Origin of the sequence: Oscillatoria sp. HE19RPO (assembly GCF_024220515.1) — a bacterium.
GTDB lineage: Bacteria > Cyanobacteriota > Cyanobacteriia > Cyanobacteriales > Laspinemataceae > Laspinema.
Window position 1 is genome coordinate 1 of record NZ_JAMXOT010000153.1, and the last position, 17,845, is coordinate 17,845.

The 17,845-nt window shown below is 47.8% G+C and carries 15 protein-coding genes and 2 pseudogenes; 12 read left to right on the forward strand and 5 right to left on the reverse strand.

Annotated features, from left to right (window positions below; genetic code table 11):
• Together NG833_RS14460 and NG833_RS14465 are read left to right on the forward strand one after the other, a co-directional pair.
• A pseudogene (locus NG833_RS14460) lies at positions 1–803 on the forward strand (DNA/RNA endonuclease G); the annotation flags it as partial.
• Positions 804–1,230: 427 nt separating this feature from the next.
• Positions 1,231–1,395 (forward strand): annotated as a pseudogene (locus NG833_RS14465) (IS1 family transposase); the annotation flags it as partial.
• Between the two features lie 26 nt (positions 1,396–1,421).
• On the opposite strand, the gene NG833_RS14470 reads toward NG833_RS14465, so the two are convergent.
• The gene (locus NG833_RS14470) at positions 1,422–1,643 is read right to left on the reverse strand and encodes a hypothetical protein (RefSeq protein WP_254565994.1); all 222 of its coding nucleotides are present in this window, start codon (positions 1,641–1,643) and stop codon (positions 1,422–1,424) included.
• Positions 1,644–1,793: 150 nt separating this feature from the next.
• Here NG833_RS14470 and tatC point away from each other — a divergent pair, with 150 nt between their 5' ends.
• Together tatC and NG833_RS14480 are read left to right on the forward strand one after the other, a co-directional pair.
• A complete protein-coding gene (tatC, locus tag NG833_RS14475; RefSeq protein ID WP_254565995.1) occupies positions 1,794–2,600 on the forward strand; it encodes a twin-arginine translocase subunit TatC in 807 nt (268 codons plus the stop codon).
• A gap of 797 nt (positions 2,601–3,397) precedes the next feature.
• Positions 3,398–4,585, forward strand: a complete 1,188-nt coding sequence (locus NG833_RS14480) for a PAS domain-containing sensor histidine kinase (protein ID WP_254565996.1) — start codon at positions 3,398–3,400, stop codon at positions 4,583–4,585.
• Between the two features lie 267 nt (positions 4,586–4,852).
• On the opposite strand, the gene NG833_RS14485 is transcribed toward NG833_RS14480, so the two are convergent.
• Positions 4,853–5,170: a DUF3067 family protein gene (locus NG833_RS14485; protein ID WP_254565997.1), complete on the reverse strand. Its 318-nt coding sequence runs from the start codon at positions 5,168–5,170 to the stop codon at positions 4,853–4,855.
• A gap of 262 nt (positions 5,171–5,432) precedes the next feature.
• On the opposite strand from NG833_RS14485, the gene petC reads away from it, so the two are divergent.
• The 6 genes from petC (at position 5,433) to NG833_RS14520 (ending at position 11,198) form a co-directional block, all read left to right on the forward strand.
• Positions 5,433–5,972 (forward strand): cytochrome b6-f complex iron-sulfur subunit, encoded by a 540-nt coding sequence (petC, locus tag NG833_RS14490; protein ID WP_254565998.1) that lies wholly within the window; start codon positions 5,433–5,435, stop codon positions 5,970–5,972.
• A gap of 86 nt (positions 5,973–6,058) precedes the next feature.
• Complete coding sequence (gene petA / locus NG833_RS14495; protein WP_254565999.1) at positions 6,059–7,048, forward strand: cytochrome f; 990 nt, start codon at positions 6,059–6,061, stop codon at positions 7,046–7,048.
• 463 nt (positions 7,049–7,511) lie between these two features.
• The gene (locus NG833_RS14500; RefSeq protein ID WP_254566000.1) at positions 7,512–7,964 is read left to right on the forward strand and encodes a nitrate reductase associated protein; all 453 of its coding nucleotides are present in this window, start codon (positions 7,512–7,514) and stop codon (positions 7,962–7,964) included.
• Between the two features lie 587 nt (positions 7,965–8,551).
• Complete coding sequence (locus NG833_RS14510; protein ID WP_254566001.1) at positions 8,552–9,400, forward strand: alpha/beta fold hydrolase; 849 nt, start codon at positions 8,552–8,554, stop codon at positions 9,398–9,400.
• A gap of 85 nt (positions 9,401–9,485) precedes the next feature.
• Positions 9,486–9,965, forward strand: a complete 480-nt coding sequence (psbQ, locus tag NG833_RS14515) for a photosystem II protein PsbQ (RefSeq protein ID WP_254566002.1) — start codon at positions 9,486–9,488, stop codon at positions 9,963–9,965.
• Positions 9,966–10,091: 126 nt separating this feature from the next.
• A complete protein-coding gene (locus NG833_RS14520) occupies positions 10,092–11,198 on the forward strand; it encodes an FAD-binding oxidoreductase (RefSeq protein WP_254566003.1) in 1,107 nt (368 codons plus the stop codon).
• A gap of 29 nt (positions 11,199–11,227) precedes the next feature.
• On the opposite strand, the gene NG833_RS14525 is transcribed toward NG833_RS14520, so the two are convergent.
• The gene (locus NG833_RS14525) at positions 11,228–11,581 is read right to left on the reverse strand and encodes an FHA domain-containing protein (protein WP_254566004.1); all 354 of its coding nucleotides are present in this window, start codon (positions 11,579–11,581) and stop codon (positions 11,228–11,230) included.
• A gap of 1,155 nt (positions 11,582–12,736) precedes the next feature.
• Between NG833_RS14525 and NG833_RS14530 the strand changes: the two genes are divergently transcribed.
• Together NG833_RS14530 and NG833_RS14535 are read left to right on the forward strand one after the other, a co-directional pair.
• Positions 12,737–13,903, forward strand: coding sequence for a leucine-rich repeat domain-containing protein (locus NG833_RS14530; RefSeq protein ID WP_254566005.1), 1,167 nt, complete (start codon positions 12,737–12,739; stop codon positions 13,901–13,903).
• A 520-nt stretch (positions 13,904–14,423) separates the two neighbouring features.
• The gene (locus NG833_RS14535; protein ID WP_254566006.1) at positions 14,424–16,130 is read left to right on the forward strand and encodes a methyl-accepting chemotaxis protein; all 1,707 of its coding nucleotides are present in this window, start codon (positions 14,424–14,426) and stop codon (positions 16,128–16,130) included.
• Between the two features lie 48 nt (positions 16,131–16,178).
• Here the strand turns inward: NG833_RS14535 and NG833_RS14540 are convergent, their stop codons facing one another.
• Complete coding sequence (locus NG833_RS14540; protein WP_254566007.1) at positions 16,179–16,880, reverse strand: hypothetical protein; 702 nt, start codon at positions 16,878–16,880, stop codon at positions 16,179–16,181.
• Complete coding sequence (locus NG833_RS14545) at positions 16,880–17,548, reverse strand: ParA family protein (protein ID WP_254566008.1); 669 nt, start codon at positions 17,546–17,548, stop codon at positions 16,880–16,882. The genes NG833_RS14540 and NG833_RS14545 overlap by 1 nt, the downstream gene beginning before the upstream one ends.
• Positions 17,549–17,845 lie beyond the last annotated feature (297 nt).

Genomic DNA, 17,845 nt, shown 5'->3' on the forward strand with positions numbered 1-17,845 from the left:
CTCCACCGGGATTTTTTCAGAATATTTTCGACCCAGAAATAGTCGTTTGGGACAACGTAACTTATGCGGATAATTACTATCAAACCAACGGAACGGGCGATACCCTCAATGGTCAAGAATTATCCTCTGCCGATTGGAATATCAACCTAGGTTCTTTAGTAGGTTTTGACCTTTCTTTAGACCAAGGTGGCCCGCATCAAACCGCAGCCGCTTGGTATGCGGGAACTGCCGACCTCAGTCCGAGTCAAATTCCCGCTCGGAACGGACAAACAATTTATCACCGCTTAGGGGATTTAGCCGAGGGAGAAATTCCTTGGTATGTAACCGACCATGCTAATGCTAACTTGAGTAATTTTGGCAATGAATCCGCGCCTTGGGAAGGGATCGGTACGGGTTGGTTTAATTCTGTACTTGGTGGGGGCGATGAATTGCGTCCTGATAATCCCAGCGGCGATCGAATATCAGTCAGTGAAGATAACAATCCCATACCGGCAATGGGAGGCGACTATACAGTTCCGACTTTATTCAATGGCAATTTTGATTCTGTCACTGCTAAGTTTAAGCAGCAAAACATACCCGGTTGGTCTTTCTCCGAGGGCGGTCTTTCTCCCTTATCACAAACAAATTTAGTTGAATGGGGTCAGATTGCTAGCCTAACAGAACACCGCCAGAAAATTGGTTACGTTCCGAGCCAATCTAACTATGCTTTGGAACTAACTTCTAATCAAAGCATTACCCACGATCCTTTTGTCGTCCCTGATTGGGGAGTTCTGCGTCTAGACCTGCACCAAGCGCGAATCTGATTTAAACAAAGGCGGAAAACTTAAAATATATCTGGAAGAAGTAGGCGACCCTGACCACATTATCATTGGGGAAATTTCCCTCGAAGAAGCCGATCCCGAAAAAAAAGATAAATCGACAAGGACTAGCTTAACACGTCGCGACCCAGTTAATGAAATTCGTCAAACCTATACGGTTGACATCCCCTCTAGCTACGAATATGACAAAAACACCATTGGCTACGGTTCGTCAGGATTTGAAACCTGTGCCATACAGATTTTTGGCAAGCATATGCCTGTGTTTTCCCAACAATCAGACATAAGCCGGGGGAGCATCTCAATTTGGCCTAAAAGGGGAATTTACAAGTCTTGCTCCCCCTTCCCTCGTAGGGAAGGGGGTTGGGGGGTTAGGTCTATGAGCCTTCTTGAGATGCTCCCTAAGCCGGTAAGCAAAGATAGCGGTAAAACCAGCCATATTGAATGGTTCAATAATACCTTAAGGCAACGAGTTTCTAGGCTGGTTATAAAAACTTTATCGTTTTCTAAAAAATTAGATAATCATGTTGGGGCCTTATTGTATTTTATTCATGATAATAATGAATCATTACATATTTAGGACTACCCTTTTGACTGTCCAGTAAATTAAATTATATTGTCATACAAATAAGCAATCCGATTTTTAGATGACAGAAAACTGGGTCGCAGTAGATTCTCACTAATAATACCTATCAGACTTTCTCCAGATGGGCTTGATTTGTAACCAGACCCTCCATTGAGAACTGTAAAAGGGGATTCCTCAAACCCGGTCGTTTGACCCTGGGGCGATCGCCACTGCAATCCTTCTGATGCTTCTGAGTATTTCATCCATCCCGAACAAAGTCTATCCAATGGATTCCGCCCCCTTCTAACAAGCGGGGATTTGAGCGGGTTGGGGGATTTCTGGGGGGAAAAGATGCCGACCACCGGACGCTTCCCTCTAAAATAGAAAACGAACCCTCGACAAGCAACTGACTCATGACCCCAAGTTCAGACCTGGAGACCGTGACCCAGCAAGACCCCCCCCAACTTTACAACCCCGGTAACCTTAACCCTACTGAGGATGACCCGATCGACGACTTCCCGGACGAGGTGGAGATGTCCATCTTCGATCACCTGGAAGAACTGCGGATGCGAATCTTCTATTCCCTGATTGGCGTAGTGTCCGGGATGGTGGGGTGCTTCATTTTTGTCAAACCGATCGTTCACTTATTAGAGGTCCCCGCAAAAGGAGCCAAATTTCTGCAACTGGCACCGGGAGAATTTTTCTTTGTCTCAGTCAAGGTTGCTGGTTATAGCGGATTGGTCGTGGCGAGTCCATTTGTTCTCTACCAAATTATCCAGTTTGTCCTGCCGGGACTGTCCCTGCGGGAACGTCGGATTATTGGTCCGATTGTGCTGGGATCAACCCTGTTGTTTGGTGTGGGTCTCGTTTTTGCTTATATCGCTTTGATTCCTGCTGCCCTCAATTTCTTCGTCAGCTATGGGGCGGGGGTGGTGGAGCAAATGTGGTCGATCGATCGCTATTTTGAGTTTGTGCTGCTGCTATTATTTAGCACGGGATTAGCGTTTCAAATCCCGGTGATCCAGGCGCTGCTGGGTTTGCTGGGAATCGTCTCTTCTACAAAAATGCTGGCAGGTTGGCGTTATGTGGTGCTGGGTGCTGCCATTTTAGGGGCGATTTTAACCCCCTCTACTGATCCCCTGACCCAGAGTTTATTTGCCGGTGCAGTCCTGACCCTCTATTTTGGGGGTGTGGGATTGGTGAAGGCAATGGGAAAATAAGCGGTTTGGGTTCAGTGGTAGGGCGATCGCCGGTGGGCAGAGGGGTGCAGATGGGCGATCGCCCTTGTGCTATCTGTCATACAATTTTAGAGTGGAGTAGTGAATGTGACAGACTCTTGAGCGTCCCTCAGAATTCTCGCGATCGGAACCTGAAGGGATCGCGTGCCAGAGTACAATCAATGTCTTCGCTCTAGGCTCAATCTGGGGTACAATTTGAACGGTGAGAGTTGAAACTTGAGATTTTTCAACTCTTGAGAACTCAGGATTCTGGCTGTTCGTGGGGCTGTAATAGAGTGAAATCCCCTGAGCAGCGCCCCTGTCTTGAGCCCATTGTAGCTATTCATTTAAATTTTCAAATTTAAATTTGAGATTTTAAATTTGCTAACCCTTTCTCAATCAGGATTCTGGTCGTTACGCGGATGGCACAGATAAAGTGAACGTTCCCTGTAATGGGTCTAAGTGCTTGCCAAATGGGGCGGTTGTGAGTTATGACAGGATCTACTGATGTTACGTCGATCGGGAAAACTCTCCGTGCGATTGATGATTGGGGGAGGTGGCTCGTCCAAGATCTGATTTCTGTCCCTGATTGTTTTGAGTAGAAATTCCAGACTTTGTAATGCTGAATACGTTGTTAAAGATCCACTAGCTCCTATAATACTGCAATCCGGATGGAACCGCACTCAGCACGGACGCTAACCATCTCCTTCGGTTTTAAAATTCAGGTGGCGATCGACGATTGATTGCCGACCCCTAAAAATAGAGCTGCGTATCGTTTTATACCAAAGCTTTCACCTATCATGATGAAAATTCTTGCGTTCGACTTGCCCGATTCTCCAGGTCCCGATCCCCAGCCAATCGTTCTCAAGTATTCCAGGTTTCTGGATACCGCTGCAGTTGGAATTTTTCAGATTACCCCGACAGGCAGCTATCTCAGGGCTAATCGAACTTTAGCTCGCATCTATGGGTATGAGTCGGGGGCAGAATTGATAGCTGGGGTCAAAAATATGGGGAATCAACTGTATGTGGAACAGAGACGATATGAACAATTAATGCAAGTGTTACGCACTCAGCGAGATGTGGAAAATTTTGAGTCTCGGATCTATCGTCAAGATGGCACGATTGCCTGGGTGCGAGATACGATCCGGATTTTGCGCGATCGCAAAGGTCAGGTAATTGGCTATCAGGGGATTGTTGAACCGATGGAGGAACCCCTAATCGATTGCGTAAGTTCTCCAGCAGATGCGGAAGCCGACAACTTACGCACTCCCCTCACGCCTAACTTTGTGTCGATGTTATCTCATGAATTACGAGGTTCTTTAACCGTGATTGCGGCAGCAAATGATTTGCTAAAGCTCCACAGTCAAAAAATGACCCCTGAGCAACGACTTAAGTATTTTCAAAAAATTGATGAAACCGTTAAACATACCAGCAATATTATCGAAGGATTCCTAACATTAGGAAAGGCTGAATGTGGCGGATTACATATTCAATCGGTTCCGGTTTATTTTGCCAGTTTATGCGAAGATGTCTGGCAGGATGTGGAAAAATTAACCGATGTGACTCATCGCATGGTTTTGACCACGACCGGCGATTCTGAACCGTTGATGACCGATCCCACCTTACTGCGCCAAATTATTTTGAATTTGCTGGTGAATGCGGTCAAGTATTCTCCCCAGGGCAGTTCTATTTATTGTGATTTTACTTTTAATGAAGGGGAAATCATTTTCCGAATCAAGGACCGAGGCATCGGGATTCCTCCGGAGGACCGGGCGAATTTGTTTACGCTGTTTCATCGGGCGAAAAATGTGGCCGCTAATGCCGGGAGTGGGTTGGGATTGGCAATTGTTAAGCGATCGGTTGATTTACTTGGGGGTAAAATTTGGGTAGAAAGTACCGTGGGAGAGGGGACAACTTTTACGGTTACCCTCCCAAAACTACCGGCGCTTTTTCCTAAAATTGAGGATTACCATTCGATTAGCGCTTGAGGTGATTCCCTCTGTTGAGCGCGTTCTGTTTGTCCGTTTGATGTGACGTCACACCGGAGTTTCTTAACTTAAGATAGACTCATCAGGCTCAATTCATAGGGAAGCCGCCGATCCCTGACGACTCAATGTTCCCCTTCTCTACTGTCCTGGGAATATTGCAAGTTGTCAATTGGTTAAAGGGTCAGGAATGAGTTGAGCGATCGCCCCAGTGAAGGGGAGGAAGGCGATCGAGACGAAGGGAGAAGTTCAGAATAGACAATGGGCAATTTAGAAATTTTCGAGCATCCATTCGGAAGCGCGATCGCCCAAATCAATGGGAATGCTCACCGCCTTGCCTAGGCGGGGACGTTCGCGGGTGCTTGCTAGGTAATCCTGCACCTGTTCGATGCCACCCCAGGCATTGAGATAACTGGCAACCACATCCAAATGAGCCAGATATTCCGACTCATTCATAGGGAAAGAGGCTTGTTCGAGGTATTTCCACATAATCAAGAGGAAAATCTTCCCCTGAGTGCGCCGCACTTGGATATCGTAAGAGCGGCCCCACTTGGAAAGCAAGAGCTGGTGTAAGTCCTGTCCGGTCATAGAGAGAGTCCGTAAAATCTGAATCTTTACAGTTTGTTACAAAAATTGACAGCGAAATGCAAAAATGCGATCGAAGTGTCAAAGAATGTAATAATCTGTTGAGAAAGGCTGGAGATTCAGCATTTCCCTGGGGATTGTCCCTGCCTTGCCCCGGTAGTGACAGACTCGATATGAGGAATTGTTTAAACTAGGGTTCACCAATTTTAGCCCTTAGATGAGCGGCTAAGACATACAACTTAACACAGACGTAGCAAGATAGGTCATGGCTCAAGCTTCTGGAAATCCTGACGTCCCCAGCATGGGGCGTCGCCAATTTATGAACTTACTGACTTTCGGTGCAGTCACGGGGACGGCACTGGGAGCCTTGTATCCGGTGGTCAAATATTTTATCCCGCCGTCGAGTGGCGCGGCAGGGGGTGGCGTTACCGCTAAAGATGCCCTGGGCAATGATGTCAGCGTGAGCCAGTTTTTAGGGAGTCACAATGCCGGCGATCGCGTGTTGGCCCAAGGTCTCAAAGGTGACCCCACCTACCTGGTGGTGGATCAAGACAAAACCCTGACCGACTACGGGATTAACGCCGTTTGTACTCACCTCGGCTGCGTTGTCCCCTGGAACGCCAGCGAAAACAAATTTATGTGTCCCTGCCACGGTTCCCAGTACAACAGTGAGGGTAAAGTGGTTCGCGGCCCTGCACCCCTGTCTCTGGCTTTGGCTCATGCCACCGAGGTCGATGATAAAGTCATCTTTACCCCTTGGACCGAAACCGACTTCCGCACCGGGGAAAACCCCTGGTGGTCATAAGCGCTTTGGCCAACCAAAAGCCGCTGAATGCAATATATTTCAATTTCTCATTGTTTGACTGTTTAGCTTACCTCTTCTCTTTCCCGATGAAACATACTTCCTTGTCGCGGATCCTGCGGCAGAGTGGACGCACTTTAGCCAAAGGCGTGCTGTTGGCGGTGGCAACTCTCGCCCTTTTCCTTGCTTCTGACATCGCCGTACCTCAATCAGCAGCAGCCTATCCCTTTTGGGCGCAACAAACAGCTCCAGAAACCCCCCGCGAAGCAACGGGTCGGATCGTTTGCGCCAACTGCCATCTCGCTGAAAAACATACCCAGGTGGAATTGCCTCAAGCAGTGCTCCCGGATACGGTGTTTGAAGCGGTGGTGAAAATTCCTTATGATACCAGCGTGCAACAAGTGGTCGGCAGTGGAGAACGCGGACCCCTGAATGTCGGCGCTGTGATCATGTTGCCCGAAGGGTTCAAAATTGCACCTGCCGATCGCATTCCTGAAGAAATGCAGGAAAAAATCGGGGGTCTTTACTTCCAACCCTATGCGGAAGGTCAGGATAATGTGTTGATTGTTGGTCCCTTACCGGGCGAACAATATCAAGAAATTGTCTTCCCAGTCCTATCTCCGAACCCGGAAACGGATAAAAATATCCATTATGGTAAATACCCCGTTCATGTCGGGGGTAACCGGGGACGCGGACAGCTGTATCCAACTGGGGATAAGAGCAATAATACAGTCTTCAATGCTTCGGCGGCTGGAACCATTTCCCAAATTGCCAAAGTTGAAGGCGGCGGTTATGAAGTTACCATTCAAACTGCCGATGGATCGACCGTGGTTGATAGCATTCCCGCCGGTCCTGAGTTAATCGTCTCGGAAGGTGACGAAGTGACTGCGGCTCAATTGCTGACCAATAACCCCAATGTCGGTGGTTTCGGTCAGGTGGATGGAGAAATCGTCCTCCAAAGTGCCGGTCGGATTAAAGGATTGCTGGCTTTCTTTGCGATCGTTACTCTGTCTCAAATTATGCTCGTCCTGAAGAAAAAGCAGGTCGAAAAAGTACAAGCAGCCGAAATGAACTTCTAGGTTCTGTTGCGAGTGACTTAAAAAAAGGGGGCATCTGCCCCCTTTTTTTAGATGACACAGGATAGAGTAAATTAGATTAAACCAATCCCTAATCCACAAAACAAAATCTGAAACAATTCCGATAAATAGGTCCCGGGACAAGAAACCTGGTTTCTAGCCTAGATTTGTTGTTAATGGCAGTGATTGCGTCAAGAAACCCGGCTTCTAACTTCCACCCTAAATGTAGAGGCGAGCAAGCGAATCGCCTCTACATTTAGGATTCGATGTTATAGAGCGTAAGTTAAAGGAGTAGGGTGGGCAATGCCCACCTTCTGTTTGGTGGGCATTGCCCACCCTACAATTGCTAGATTTGTTGCTAATGGCCGTGATTTTGTCAAGAAACCCGGTTTCCAACTAATATTGAGACGGGCTATACATTTTATAAGAACAAACAAATTACTCTTAGATTCAAAAGGTAAGGCTTATGACTCGTTTTTTTAAATTTGAAGCAGATTTCGTTGAATCTCTCCATTGCATTCCCATGCAAGTTAGATTAAAATTAGATACTTGTGGGATTAAACTGAAACTGAATCAATGGAATCGGTTTAACAAAGAGGACCGAGAAGCTCTGATTCAGACTCCTTGTCAGAGTTCCGAAGAAATTACCCAGTATCGGCAATTTTTGCAAGGGTTGGTTTTAGACCGGACTGGGGAATCGGCCAAAGATTTAGCCGTGGATGACAACCCCCCTTGGATGAATCAGGCAGAAATACCGGACGGGGTGCAAGATAAAGCCCAACAGTTTGGAATGACTTTAACGTTAGAACAGTGGGCTAAATTGGAACCGATCGAGCGGTTTGCCTTAATTAAATTGAGTCGGTCCAGTCATGAAAATGCTAACTTTTTACCGGCTTTAAAAGAATTGAACCTGGTTTAAAGACAATTGTCCGATTCAGATAGAAATGGGTTCAAACCTATCACCGGCAAGAGTTACGCATTTGGGGAGGGCAAACGCGAAATGTAGAGGCGATTCGCTTGCTCGCCTCTACATTTCGGGTGAATTTTCCAAATCTGCGTAAGTCCTGACCGGGTAATTTAGCCCAGGGTCTGGTTGTTTACAGTAATTGGGAAAACCCTTGCTGATACATTTACGCGACATTTTTCCGGTTATTTCCGGACAATGCTACGATAGCACTATCACCTTCAAAGGTAATAGAGGCGGTATCCCGCAAAGCTTTTAGAAAGATTCCAAAAGCACTTGATTGTTTAAGGTCGATGAGGATGATTAGACTCGTACCTTCTTAGACTCAAGAATCTGCCTTACCTCGGCAACCAAGCGTTTAAGTCTCAAAGGTAAGCAGAAAAATCTAAAGTCGGGCGCGAGTGGCTGATCCATTTTCAACTCTTGTCGGATATTATACCCCATTATCCGCAGATGTCCAGCAAATCTCGGATTAAATCATTGCTCCCTTGTCCCTGGGGGAGTAAACTCATAACATTCATTCAGGTTGAGAAAATAGGATTGTGGGACTAGAAGAAAAGCGAGTCGAAGTCGCTGGCGTGGAATGGTATTATCTGGAGCAACGGCCTGCAAAAGAAACAGACAAACCCCCGGTGGTCTTGCTGCATGGGTTGCCCGCCTTAAGCTTTTGCTGGACAGAAGTGATGCCCAAACTGGCGGAGGAGGGATTCCGTTCAGTTGCCCCGGATTGGATTGGGTTTGGGTTATCGGGGAAACCGGAAAAGAGCAAATTTGCCTATACCCCCGATGCTTTTGTTGCTGCCCTGGATAATTTTCTGACCACTCTGGAGATCGATCGCTGCTATCTAGTTGTCCAAGGATTTTTAGGGTCTGTGGGGTTACAATTTGCCCTGAGACATCCGGATAAAGTCCTCCGGTTAGCGGTGCTCAATGCCCCGGTAACACCGGATTCCCAACTGCCTTGGAAGATGCAGCAACTGGGGTTGCCGTTAATGGGGGAAATGATGACCCAGGACCCCTTGCTGGTCGATCGCACCCTGGAAGCGGGCAGCAAATATACCATTTCTGACGCAGACTTGGATATCTACCGTCGCCCGTTTCTGAAAAGTTCTTCCGCAGGGCGATCGCTGATGTGGACGATCCGCAATCTCAAACTGAAGCAGGCAATGGCAGAAATTGCCGAAGGATTTCCCCAGTGGGACAAACCCACTCTCATTTTGTGGGGGGTTCTGGATCCTTGGCTGCCCCTAACTCAAGGAGAAAGCTTCGCCAGTTCCATTAATAATGCTGAATTGGTGAAATTGGCAGAAGCGGGACATTATCCCCAAGAACATTGGTCCGAAGAAGTCACAAAGGCACTGATTCCCTTTTTTCGGCGTAGGGAAGTTTAACCGGTGATACGGACTTTGGGGCGATCGCACAGGGGGGAGAGAATCCTCAACCCTCGATCGCCGTACCCAATCTTGATATATTTTGGTGAAGATCATTTTAGTGAAAGGCAAAAAACTGGCTATGAGACGTTATCGTTCAATTCTCGCTTCTATTTTGGCGTTGGTGATGGTGTGTTTGGTGAGCTGCGGTTCGCCGCAAGCGGTGCAACCCCCCGCCTACTCCCCCACTCAGTTAGAAATCGTCAAGCAGTATGAAGGAAATGTGCTGAAACAGCGCGATCGCATGGATGAACTCGAACAGTTCATCGTCAATCGGGATTGGGTGAATGTCGGGACATTTATTCACGGGCCTCTGGGTGACTTACGTCGCGATATGGGCTACGTTTCCCGCAATCTCAGTGGCAAAACCAAAAAAATCGCCAGTCAAACTGCTCAAGATTTATTCGTCCATTTCGAGACGATCGATGCAGCAGCGGATGCCGGCAACTATTCTCTGGCCGTGCAGAACTACGCAGAAGCGATTAAAGATTTTGACGCCTTCTTGAATCTGATTCCCAACGGATAAATTGACTGCGGTTAAGTTGTGACCGATAGGGTGGGAATGGGAAATTCTTCCCTTTTTCACCCTATCTTGACCTGTTATTTTCATCCCCTCTTTGCTGAAACCAGGAGTGATGTTGAGAGTTAAAATATGACCCGGGTTGCGATCATTGGATGCGGTGTTGTGGGTGCGGCGATCTCCTATGAACTGAGCTTAGTCCCCAATTTAGAGATTACCGTCATTGACTGCCATCAACCGGCCCAAGGTTCGACACAAGCGGCTTTAGGGGTACTGATGGGCATCATCAGCCATAAAGTCAAAGGCCGATTATGGCGGTTACGGGAACAGAGTATTTTGCGCTATCAAACCCTGATTCCCGAATTAGAAGCAACTGCGCCGATTTCCTTTAACCGGCAAGGCATTCTTATGCTCTGTTTTCCCGGTGAGGATATGGCACAATGGGAGAAACTGGCAGCCACTCGTAGAACTCAAGGCTGGCAATTAGACCTGTTAGAACCCCAGGAAGTGAGGCAACGCTATCCGCAATTGGGAAAGGTGGAGATTGTGGGGGCGGTTCATTCTCCTCAAGATGGACAAGTTGATCCCGTTGTCTTGACTCATGCTTTAGTCAGGGCGGCAGAAGGGAACGGGGTGAGGTTTAGATTTGGGGAGAGGGTTGAACGGATTAATTATCTGGAAACGGAGTCCTTGAAACAGTGCGATCGCCTAGAAACGACTCAGGGCAATCTGGAGGTAGATTGGCTAGTGATGGCGGCAGGATTGGGTTCCACGCCGCTGACTGCTGGACTGGAGTCGCCGGTAGAGATTCGTCCGGTTTTGGGACAAGCGGTACAACTGCGGTTGCAGAATCCGATGGGGAATGGAGAGTTTCAACCTGTGATTACCGGGGATGATGTTCATATTGTCCCCTGTCAGGGCAGTGATTACCCCGTGACAGATTATTGGGTGGGGGCCACGGTAGAATTTACCGGGGAAGGTGACCCGATGGAGGGAGATCCAGCTTTACTTCAGCAAATCTTGGAACGGGCGATCGCATTTTGTCCCGATTTAGCCCGGGGGGAAATTGTGAGAACTTGGTCCGGATTGCGCCCCCGTCCGGAAGGGCAACCCGCGCCAGTGATCGGTCCCTTAGCGGGATTTGGGAATGTGCTGTTGGCTACTGGACATTATCGCAACGGGGTCCTCCTCGCCCCAGCTACCGCGTTGGAAATTCGGCGGGCGATCGCCGGGAGTTGACCCATAAGTTGAGGGGGATTGAGGGCGAATTACCCCGCCAGCAATCCCTCGCGATGCTTTCGCACGTTTTCAAATTCTCGGGCTTTTTTTTGGATTTGAATTTGGGGACCAGAACGGGCTAGGCGCAGGATCATCCCATCAATCACTGGGGATTGGATAATCGGGCTATCGTTCACATAAGTACCATTAGTCCCTAAGTTAACGATTTTCCAGTTGCAGCCAATCCGATGCAATTCCACATGGTGGCGGGAGACGACTGCACTATAAAGGATGACATGATTATCCGGCGATCGGCCAATCCGAATCACGTCTTGGTCCTGAAAGTCCCAGCTTTGGGAGGGGGCAGTTTGGGTAGGATGCACCAAGTTCAGAGTAATCACCATCTACTCCGGATTTTTAATAAAAATATCATTCTCAGAATTTTAGGACTCATCGCGGTTTCAAATGTTCCTTAGAAAGGAGAAGTTTTTGTCAGCTTTTCGTTTAATTTAGTTGGTAAAATCTTATCCTTTTTTATCCTAATTTGGGTAAGGTTTTGGCGCTTCAGTAAATTTTCGTAATCTTTTAAATAAATTCGGACAGACTGGATTAAATTTTATCCAAAAACCAGCAATAAGCCTTTGCCTGTATGCTTTCTAATTCTCTAGGTGGGCCTGCGTAGAATCACGGTTGGTTCTTCCAATCTAACTGAATTTACGCCCTTAAAACTTGATGGAAAGGGGGATTTGGTTCAGCCAGAACTAAATTAGAGAGTGAGGTATCTCACCCCTCAATCCCGTCACCCATTGTGACAGTTATAAATCTTAATCATTTTTTAATCGAGGAAAACTATTGTCAGGTCACTTAAATGTTGTCCCTCCCGAGGCAACTAAGGCGATCGCCTCAATTGCACCCCAAAGGTCCCTTAACCCGCTTTCAATGAGTTGAAATACTCAGAAACCTAGGGAGGAGGGAAGAAGGCTAGGACTTACGCAGATTTGGAGAATCCACCCTAAATGTAGAGGCGATTCGGGAATCGCCTCTACATTTAGGGGCTGATCTGAAAGATTGCGTAAGTCCTTCAGGGGGTGACTGCCTCTCCTAAATCCTGGGGAAAATAGCGGGGGCGATCGGCAACTGAAGCGTTCTGTTTTTCATCTAAATTAGAGAAGACTGACCTCCTGGAGGGGGATTTAACCCTAGCCCTGTCAAGGTGGTAAATTTAATGACGAAAAATCGTTATTTCTTGTAGGGGCGCAATGCTTGCGCCCCTACAAGAGGTAAATTTAATGACGAAAAATCATTGTTTCTTGTAGGGGCGCAATGCTTGCGCCCCAGGGGCGCTTCTCGAAGCGCCCCTACATTCCATCACTCTTTGTCGTGATCAAATTGAGCTCTTGGACAGGCGCTTCTCGAAGCGCCCCTACATGAAATTAACGATTTGTCGTGATCAAATTGAGTGCTTGGACAGGGCTAGGAGTTAACCCCAAATGAACAGTTTTTATGGGAAAAAAGACCTCTTGATCGAGGTCATGCGGATAATACATGGGGAGAGAAAGATGTTTAAACTCAGTTTATCGATCGGATTGATTCGGATGGGATGCAAGCGATCGGCAGCCAGATTAGCGATCGCCACAGAGGACCCGAGAATGTCCCTCCCTAATCCCTTGAGATCCTGTTCTGACCCGCAACATCAAAACGGAGAATACCCAACGAAATCGGGGCATCGCAGGACCATTCCTGGTGCGATCGCGAAGCGTCTCGTTCCGAGAATCGCCCTCGCCTGTTTGCTGTCCCTGACTGGAGTGATGGCCGGGAGATTTCCGGCAGTTGCCCAATCCAACCGCTTAGAAACTTATACAACCTTTGCCCAGTGGTGTGAAAATCGAGACAGTCTGACGCCAGAAACCCAAAAAACCGTAGATGCTTTATTAGCAGAAGCTGGAACCTCCGAGTGCGATCGGGCCTCGGCGATTCTCTCCCGAAGACAAGTCCTCCCCTTTAGTAATCGGCAAATCTCCGATCTCAGACCCATTGCCTCCCTGACCCAACTCACATTACTTTATCTCAGTCGCAATCAAATCTCCGATATTAGCCCCCTTGCCTCCCTGCAACAACTCACTTATCTCTATTTAAGTGACAATCAAATTTCCGATCTGCGTCCGCTTTCCTCCTTAACCCAGTTGTTAACCCTGGATTTGTATGACAACCAGATTACAGACCTCACCCCCTTGCAGTCTTTAACCCAACTGGACACCCTATTTCTAGGACGAAATCAAATTTCAAACATTAACTCGTTAAAGTCATTACAGCAATTAAGGAGACTGTCTTTAGACTTTAATCAAATTGCCGATGGGACTCCCTTAACCACCCTGACCAACCTATCGGAACTATTTCTGAGTAGCAATGAACTCTCTAACCTGAGTCCCCTCAGTTCTCTCACGAATTTACAGGTTTTATTTTTAAGTGGAAATCAAATCTCCGATATCACTCCGTTGGAGACATTAATTAACTTGAACACCCTATTTCTCAGTGTCAATCAAATCTCAAACATTACCCCTCTATCTGCTCTGAGTCGTTTAACCGAAGTCAACCTCAGCAGCAATAATATTTCCGATTTGAGTCCATTACAGCCTTTACCCAATTTAACTCAAATAGAAGCACGAAGAAATCCGCTTCGTAATAAATCATGTCCGATTATCCCCGATTCGGTTTGCCGGTTTTAGAGTAAGAATTAAGTCAAAGCAACCAAAAACAATCTTTCTGCTGAAGCCCGATAGTCCAACTTAAATCAAAGCAGATTTCACTCATTGAAAATTTGAATCGGGCAGAATATTTAACGAAATCAGTGATTTTATGGCCTGTTGAAGTCCTTCTGGTTAAATTTACTGAATCCCGAGATCGATTGAGACAATGGGTCTGGGGATTGCCCTCGCCGGACTGTCGAAATTTTCCAGTAATTTCGGGGTTTCTGGGATAGCACTGATTGCGCCTCAAGAGGAGCATCAGAGCGGGAGTAATCTGATTTATCGATTAATTGTGCCTCGCAAAAAAACTAAATTCTGGATAAAATAGAGGAGAAAAACACAGATAAGTAGGGTGGCATAATTCGACCGAACTGTAATCTTTAACAAAAAATGCCTGCATTCCTGCATCAGCACGAATGACAGTTTTTTTTCGACGGTTGAGGGGGATTGAGTTTGTTTATGTCGCTCTACTTCGCACAGAACATAGGAAGGGGTTGGAATGGCGAAGACTGATCAAGGAAAGCAAAACTCGGCTTTGCAGTTACAGAGCAGATTGCTGATTTATTCCGCCTTGGGAGCAGTAGCGATTGGTGCGAGTGTGGCGATCGCCAGTATTATGCCCCTGTCGCAACGACTCAAACAAGCAGAGGAACACAATCTGGAATTTGCGGCCCAAACTCGCACCCTGGCCATCGAAGAATTCCTCTTAAGAACTCAGGATATTGGCGGACAAATTGCCAGTCGGACCCGAGCACGGAATCAGTTAGCGGCATATAATCAAGGGCAAATTCAACGGAATGAATTAGTCCAGGTTTCGACAAATATTTTAACCGATGCCCTCAATCAATCCGAGGAGATTGAAGGGATTATGCGGTTTGATATGAGTGGACAACCTGTTACTCAAATCGGAGTAGCCATTCCCGAGGAATTTTGGCAAGTCATGCCATCGGGCGGGAACCAATCGGTGTTTATTGGTCCCGTCGAAATTGCGGGAATTTCCTATTTAATTGTGGGAACGTTGATCCCCAACGAAACCGGACAGGTAATCGGGAGAGATTTGGTGTCGTTTAAAGTTCCCCGATTAGAAAGAATCGTTGAAAATCATTCAGGGTTGGGAGAAACCGGGGAGATTATTTTAGGAACGGTGACCAATGGGAGAGTGCAATTTTTTTTTGAGGCCATTAATAACCCTAATCGCATCTCTAGGGCGGTGGAAAATGCTATAGAAAGGTCGGTAGCGGGAGAAGCAGGATTGATGCAATCGGACCGGATGAGCGATATTCCCGAAGTGATTGCCTTTAATCCGATCGCCATTGCCAATTGGGGACTAGCGGTGAAAATGAATCGTCAGGAACTCTATCAACCTGTGCAAAAACAGATTTTCGATACCGGGATGACCATTGCCCTTTTGACGCTGTTGGGAACGGGAGGGATGGTAATCTTGCTTCGTCCCCTGACCGATAAAGCGATCGTGCAAACCGATGAGTTGGAACAACAAATCCAGGAAAAATCCGCTTTATTACAGGCAAAAACTGCTGCATTGCAAACCGAACAGCGTCAACGCAGAGCAGTCGAGGAGGCATTGGAGCAAATGAATGAATTAAAGGCATCTTCGCGACAAGTTGCCGATGCCTGTGCCACGGCGAATTTTGGGGTTCAAGAAGCACAAACGATCGCCACGGAAGGAACGCGATCGGTCGATCGCACTCTGGAGGGAATGACGACCCTCAAAGACAATGTAGAAGCGATCGCCCTCCAAATCGACCATCTCCACGAAGGTGCGCGTCAAATTGGAACGATCGCCTCCCTCGTGGGGAGTTTGGCGGATCAAACCAATATGTTAGCCCTCAATGCCGCAGTGGAGGCAGTCCGTGCCGGCGATCGCGGAAAAGGGTTTTCAGTGATTGCTACAGAAATTCGCAAACTCGCCGATCGCTCTCGCCAAAGCGCCGATAAAATTAATATCTTATTGGAGGATATCCAAAGCTCCGTTGTTGCTACCTCCAAGGCGACACAAGAAGGCACAAAAACCGTGCAGGTCAATTTTGAAATTGTGCAAGAAACAGCCGTTTCCTTAACCGGAGTGCTGAATGCGATCGACGCAGTGACGGCCAGTGCACAGGAAATTTCCCTCGCCACCCACGAACAAGCGGTTGCCATTCAACAACTGGTGGCGGCGATCGACATGATTAAAACTTCAGATTGAGGGATGTTATCCCTCAGTGGTCACCCAAGGGGCCGCTGCTCCTTGGGATTAATCCATCCAAGTGAGGTCGGTTGTCGAAAACGGAGGGAAAGTATTTTGATCTGCCGTCGTCGGACGCGAGATTCTCATCGGTAAATTTTTCGGGTTAGACGAAGGCTGTTTTTGTTGAAGTTGCGTCAACTCTTGCAGGGCTTTTTCATTGGCTGCCGCCAGTTGAATGGCCGATTTTTTCGTCTCTTCTAACTCCGCACGAACTTGAGAGAGTTGCTGAACCTCTTCGGTGAGTTTTTGATTGATTTGTTTTTGTTTTTCCAATTCAGTGGTTAACTTCGTTTGGGCATTTTTTTCTTGATCGGCGATTTTTGTCGCAGCGGCTAATTCCGACTCTAGTTTTTTTACCTGAGTTTTTTGGTCCTGCAATTGCTGCTGTAAATCCGCATTGAGACGACCAAATTCTTCATTGCGCTGTTCGGCTTGATTGAGTTGACCCTCTAAATTTTGGATCAGACTACGATGTTGCTCCAATTCGGATTGAACTTCGGCCAGGGTGCGATCGAGCGCGCCATCTTTTGCCCGAGCTTCTTGTAACGCCGTCTGCAACTCTGTCACCGTTGCTTCTAACTCCGAACCTAAAGTTTCCTCTGCTGCTTCAATGGGTTCAGCTTGAATATTTTCAGCCAATTCTAGTTCGGAATCGGCTGGTTTTTGCGCTTCATTTCTGATTAAATCGGCAATTTTTTTTCTAGGCATCAGTTTCTCCAATCACGCTGTAATTCATCAGCTACCCGACGATAATCCGCCTGAGCTTCTTTGGCATTTTTGCCACGCCATTGGGCGATCGCCACCCCATCGAGGGCCGCCCGTTCATGAGCTTTAAAGGTCCGAACGAACGCATGGCAGGTGGGGATTCCTTCTTCCATCAGCGTGTTTTGAGCCTCCAGGGCCTCTCCCAAAGACCGGGAATCCACCCGAGTCAGAACCACCCGATGCGGCACCGCCACGGGGACGATCGCCTCGCGCACGGTTTCAATCAGCGCCGCTAAATCCATCGGTGCCGGGGGAGTCGGCAGGAGGACATAATCCGCTGCACTCGCCACCGCCGCTAACGCCTGCGATCGCAATGCCGGAGGAGTATCCACCACAATTAAATCGTAACCTTCAACCTGGCGTAATTGACTCAAGAGACTCGGATCCGTCTCCTGCGCCAGATCGAAAGCAAAGCCTTTTTTGCTACGCTGAACCCACCAAGTCGCCGAAGATTGAGGGTCGGCATCCACTAGGAGGATGCGCTGATGCTCGGCAAACGTAGCAGCGAGATTGACTGAAGTCGTGGTTTTCCCCACCCCCCCCTTGCCATTAATAATTGCAAGGATTCGGGTGGCGGGAAGGTCGGGTTTTGCAGATGACGATTTTGGCAAGAGAACGATTCCTCAACAGCGCAAAGAGGCGATCGCTTTTACTATACCCCTTGACGCACCCCAAATTCATGACAGTTTGTAACAGACTGGAGTCCCTGTCCGTCAAAATCCGATGGTCCCACCCCCAGTTCCTCCCCAGTCCCTCCCCCTAAATGGCCAATCCATAGAATAATAGTCCCAACCCCCAACTCTCCCTCAACCCCCATCCTGATAAGAGGAGGTGTTTTACGCTACCTCCGGTCCCCTCCCCTTGGCAAGGGGAGGGTTAGGGTGGGGTCCTCATGATGTGGCGATTCC

What these genes read in the sequence shown, in the direction of transcription:
- NG833_RS14470 (WP_254565994.1), bottom strand. Translation starts at nt 1,643, where the DNA reads ATGAAATACTCAGAAGCATCAGAAGGATTGCAGTGGCGATCGCCCCAG.
- tatC (WP_254565995.1), top strand. Translation starts at nt 1,794, where the DNA reads ATGACCCCAAGTTCAGACCTGGAGACCGTGACCCAGCAAGACCCCCCC.
- NG833_RS14480 (WP_254565996.1), top strand. Translation starts at nt 3,398, where the DNA reads ATGATGAAAATTCTTGCGTTCGACTTGCCCGATTCTCCAGGTCCCGAT.
- NG833_RS14485 (WP_254565997.1), bottom strand. Translation starts at nt 5,170, where the DNA reads ATGACCGGACAGGACTTACACCAGCTCTTGCTTTCCAAGTGGGGCCGC.
- petC (WP_254565998.1), top strand. Translation starts at nt 5,433, where the DNA reads ATGGCTCAAGCTTCTGGAAATCCTGACGTCCCCAGCATGGGGCGTCGC.
- petA (WP_254565999.1), top strand. Translation starts at nt 6,059, where the DNA reads ATGAAACATACTTCCTTGTCGCGGATCCTGCGGCAGAGTGGACGCACT.
- NG833_RS14500 (WP_254566000.1), top strand. Translation starts at nt 7,512, where the DNA reads ATGACTCGTTTTTTTAAATTTGAAGCAGATTTCGTTGAATCTCTCCAT.
- NG833_RS14520 (WP_254566003.1), top strand. Translation starts at nt 10,092, where the DNA reads ATGACCCGGGTTGCGATCATTGGATGCGGTGTTGTGGGTGCGGCGATC.
- NG833_RS14525 (WP_254566004.1), bottom strand. Translation starts at nt 11,581, where the DNA reads ATGGTGATTACTCTGAACTTGGTGCATCCTACCCAAACTGCCCCCTCC.
- NG833_RS14530 (WP_254566005.1), top strand. Translation starts at nt 12,737, where the DNA reads ATGTTTAAACTCAGTTTATCGATCGGATTGATTCGGATGGGATGCAAG.
- NG833_RS14535 (WP_254566006.1), top strand. Translation starts at nt 14,424, where the DNA reads ATGGCGAAGACTGATCAAGGAAAGCAAAACTCGGCTTTGCAGTTACAG.
- NG833_RS14540 (WP_254566007.1), bottom strand. Translation starts at nt 16,880, where the DNA reads ATGCCTAGAAAAAAAATTGCCGATTTAATCAGAAATGAAGCGCAAAAA.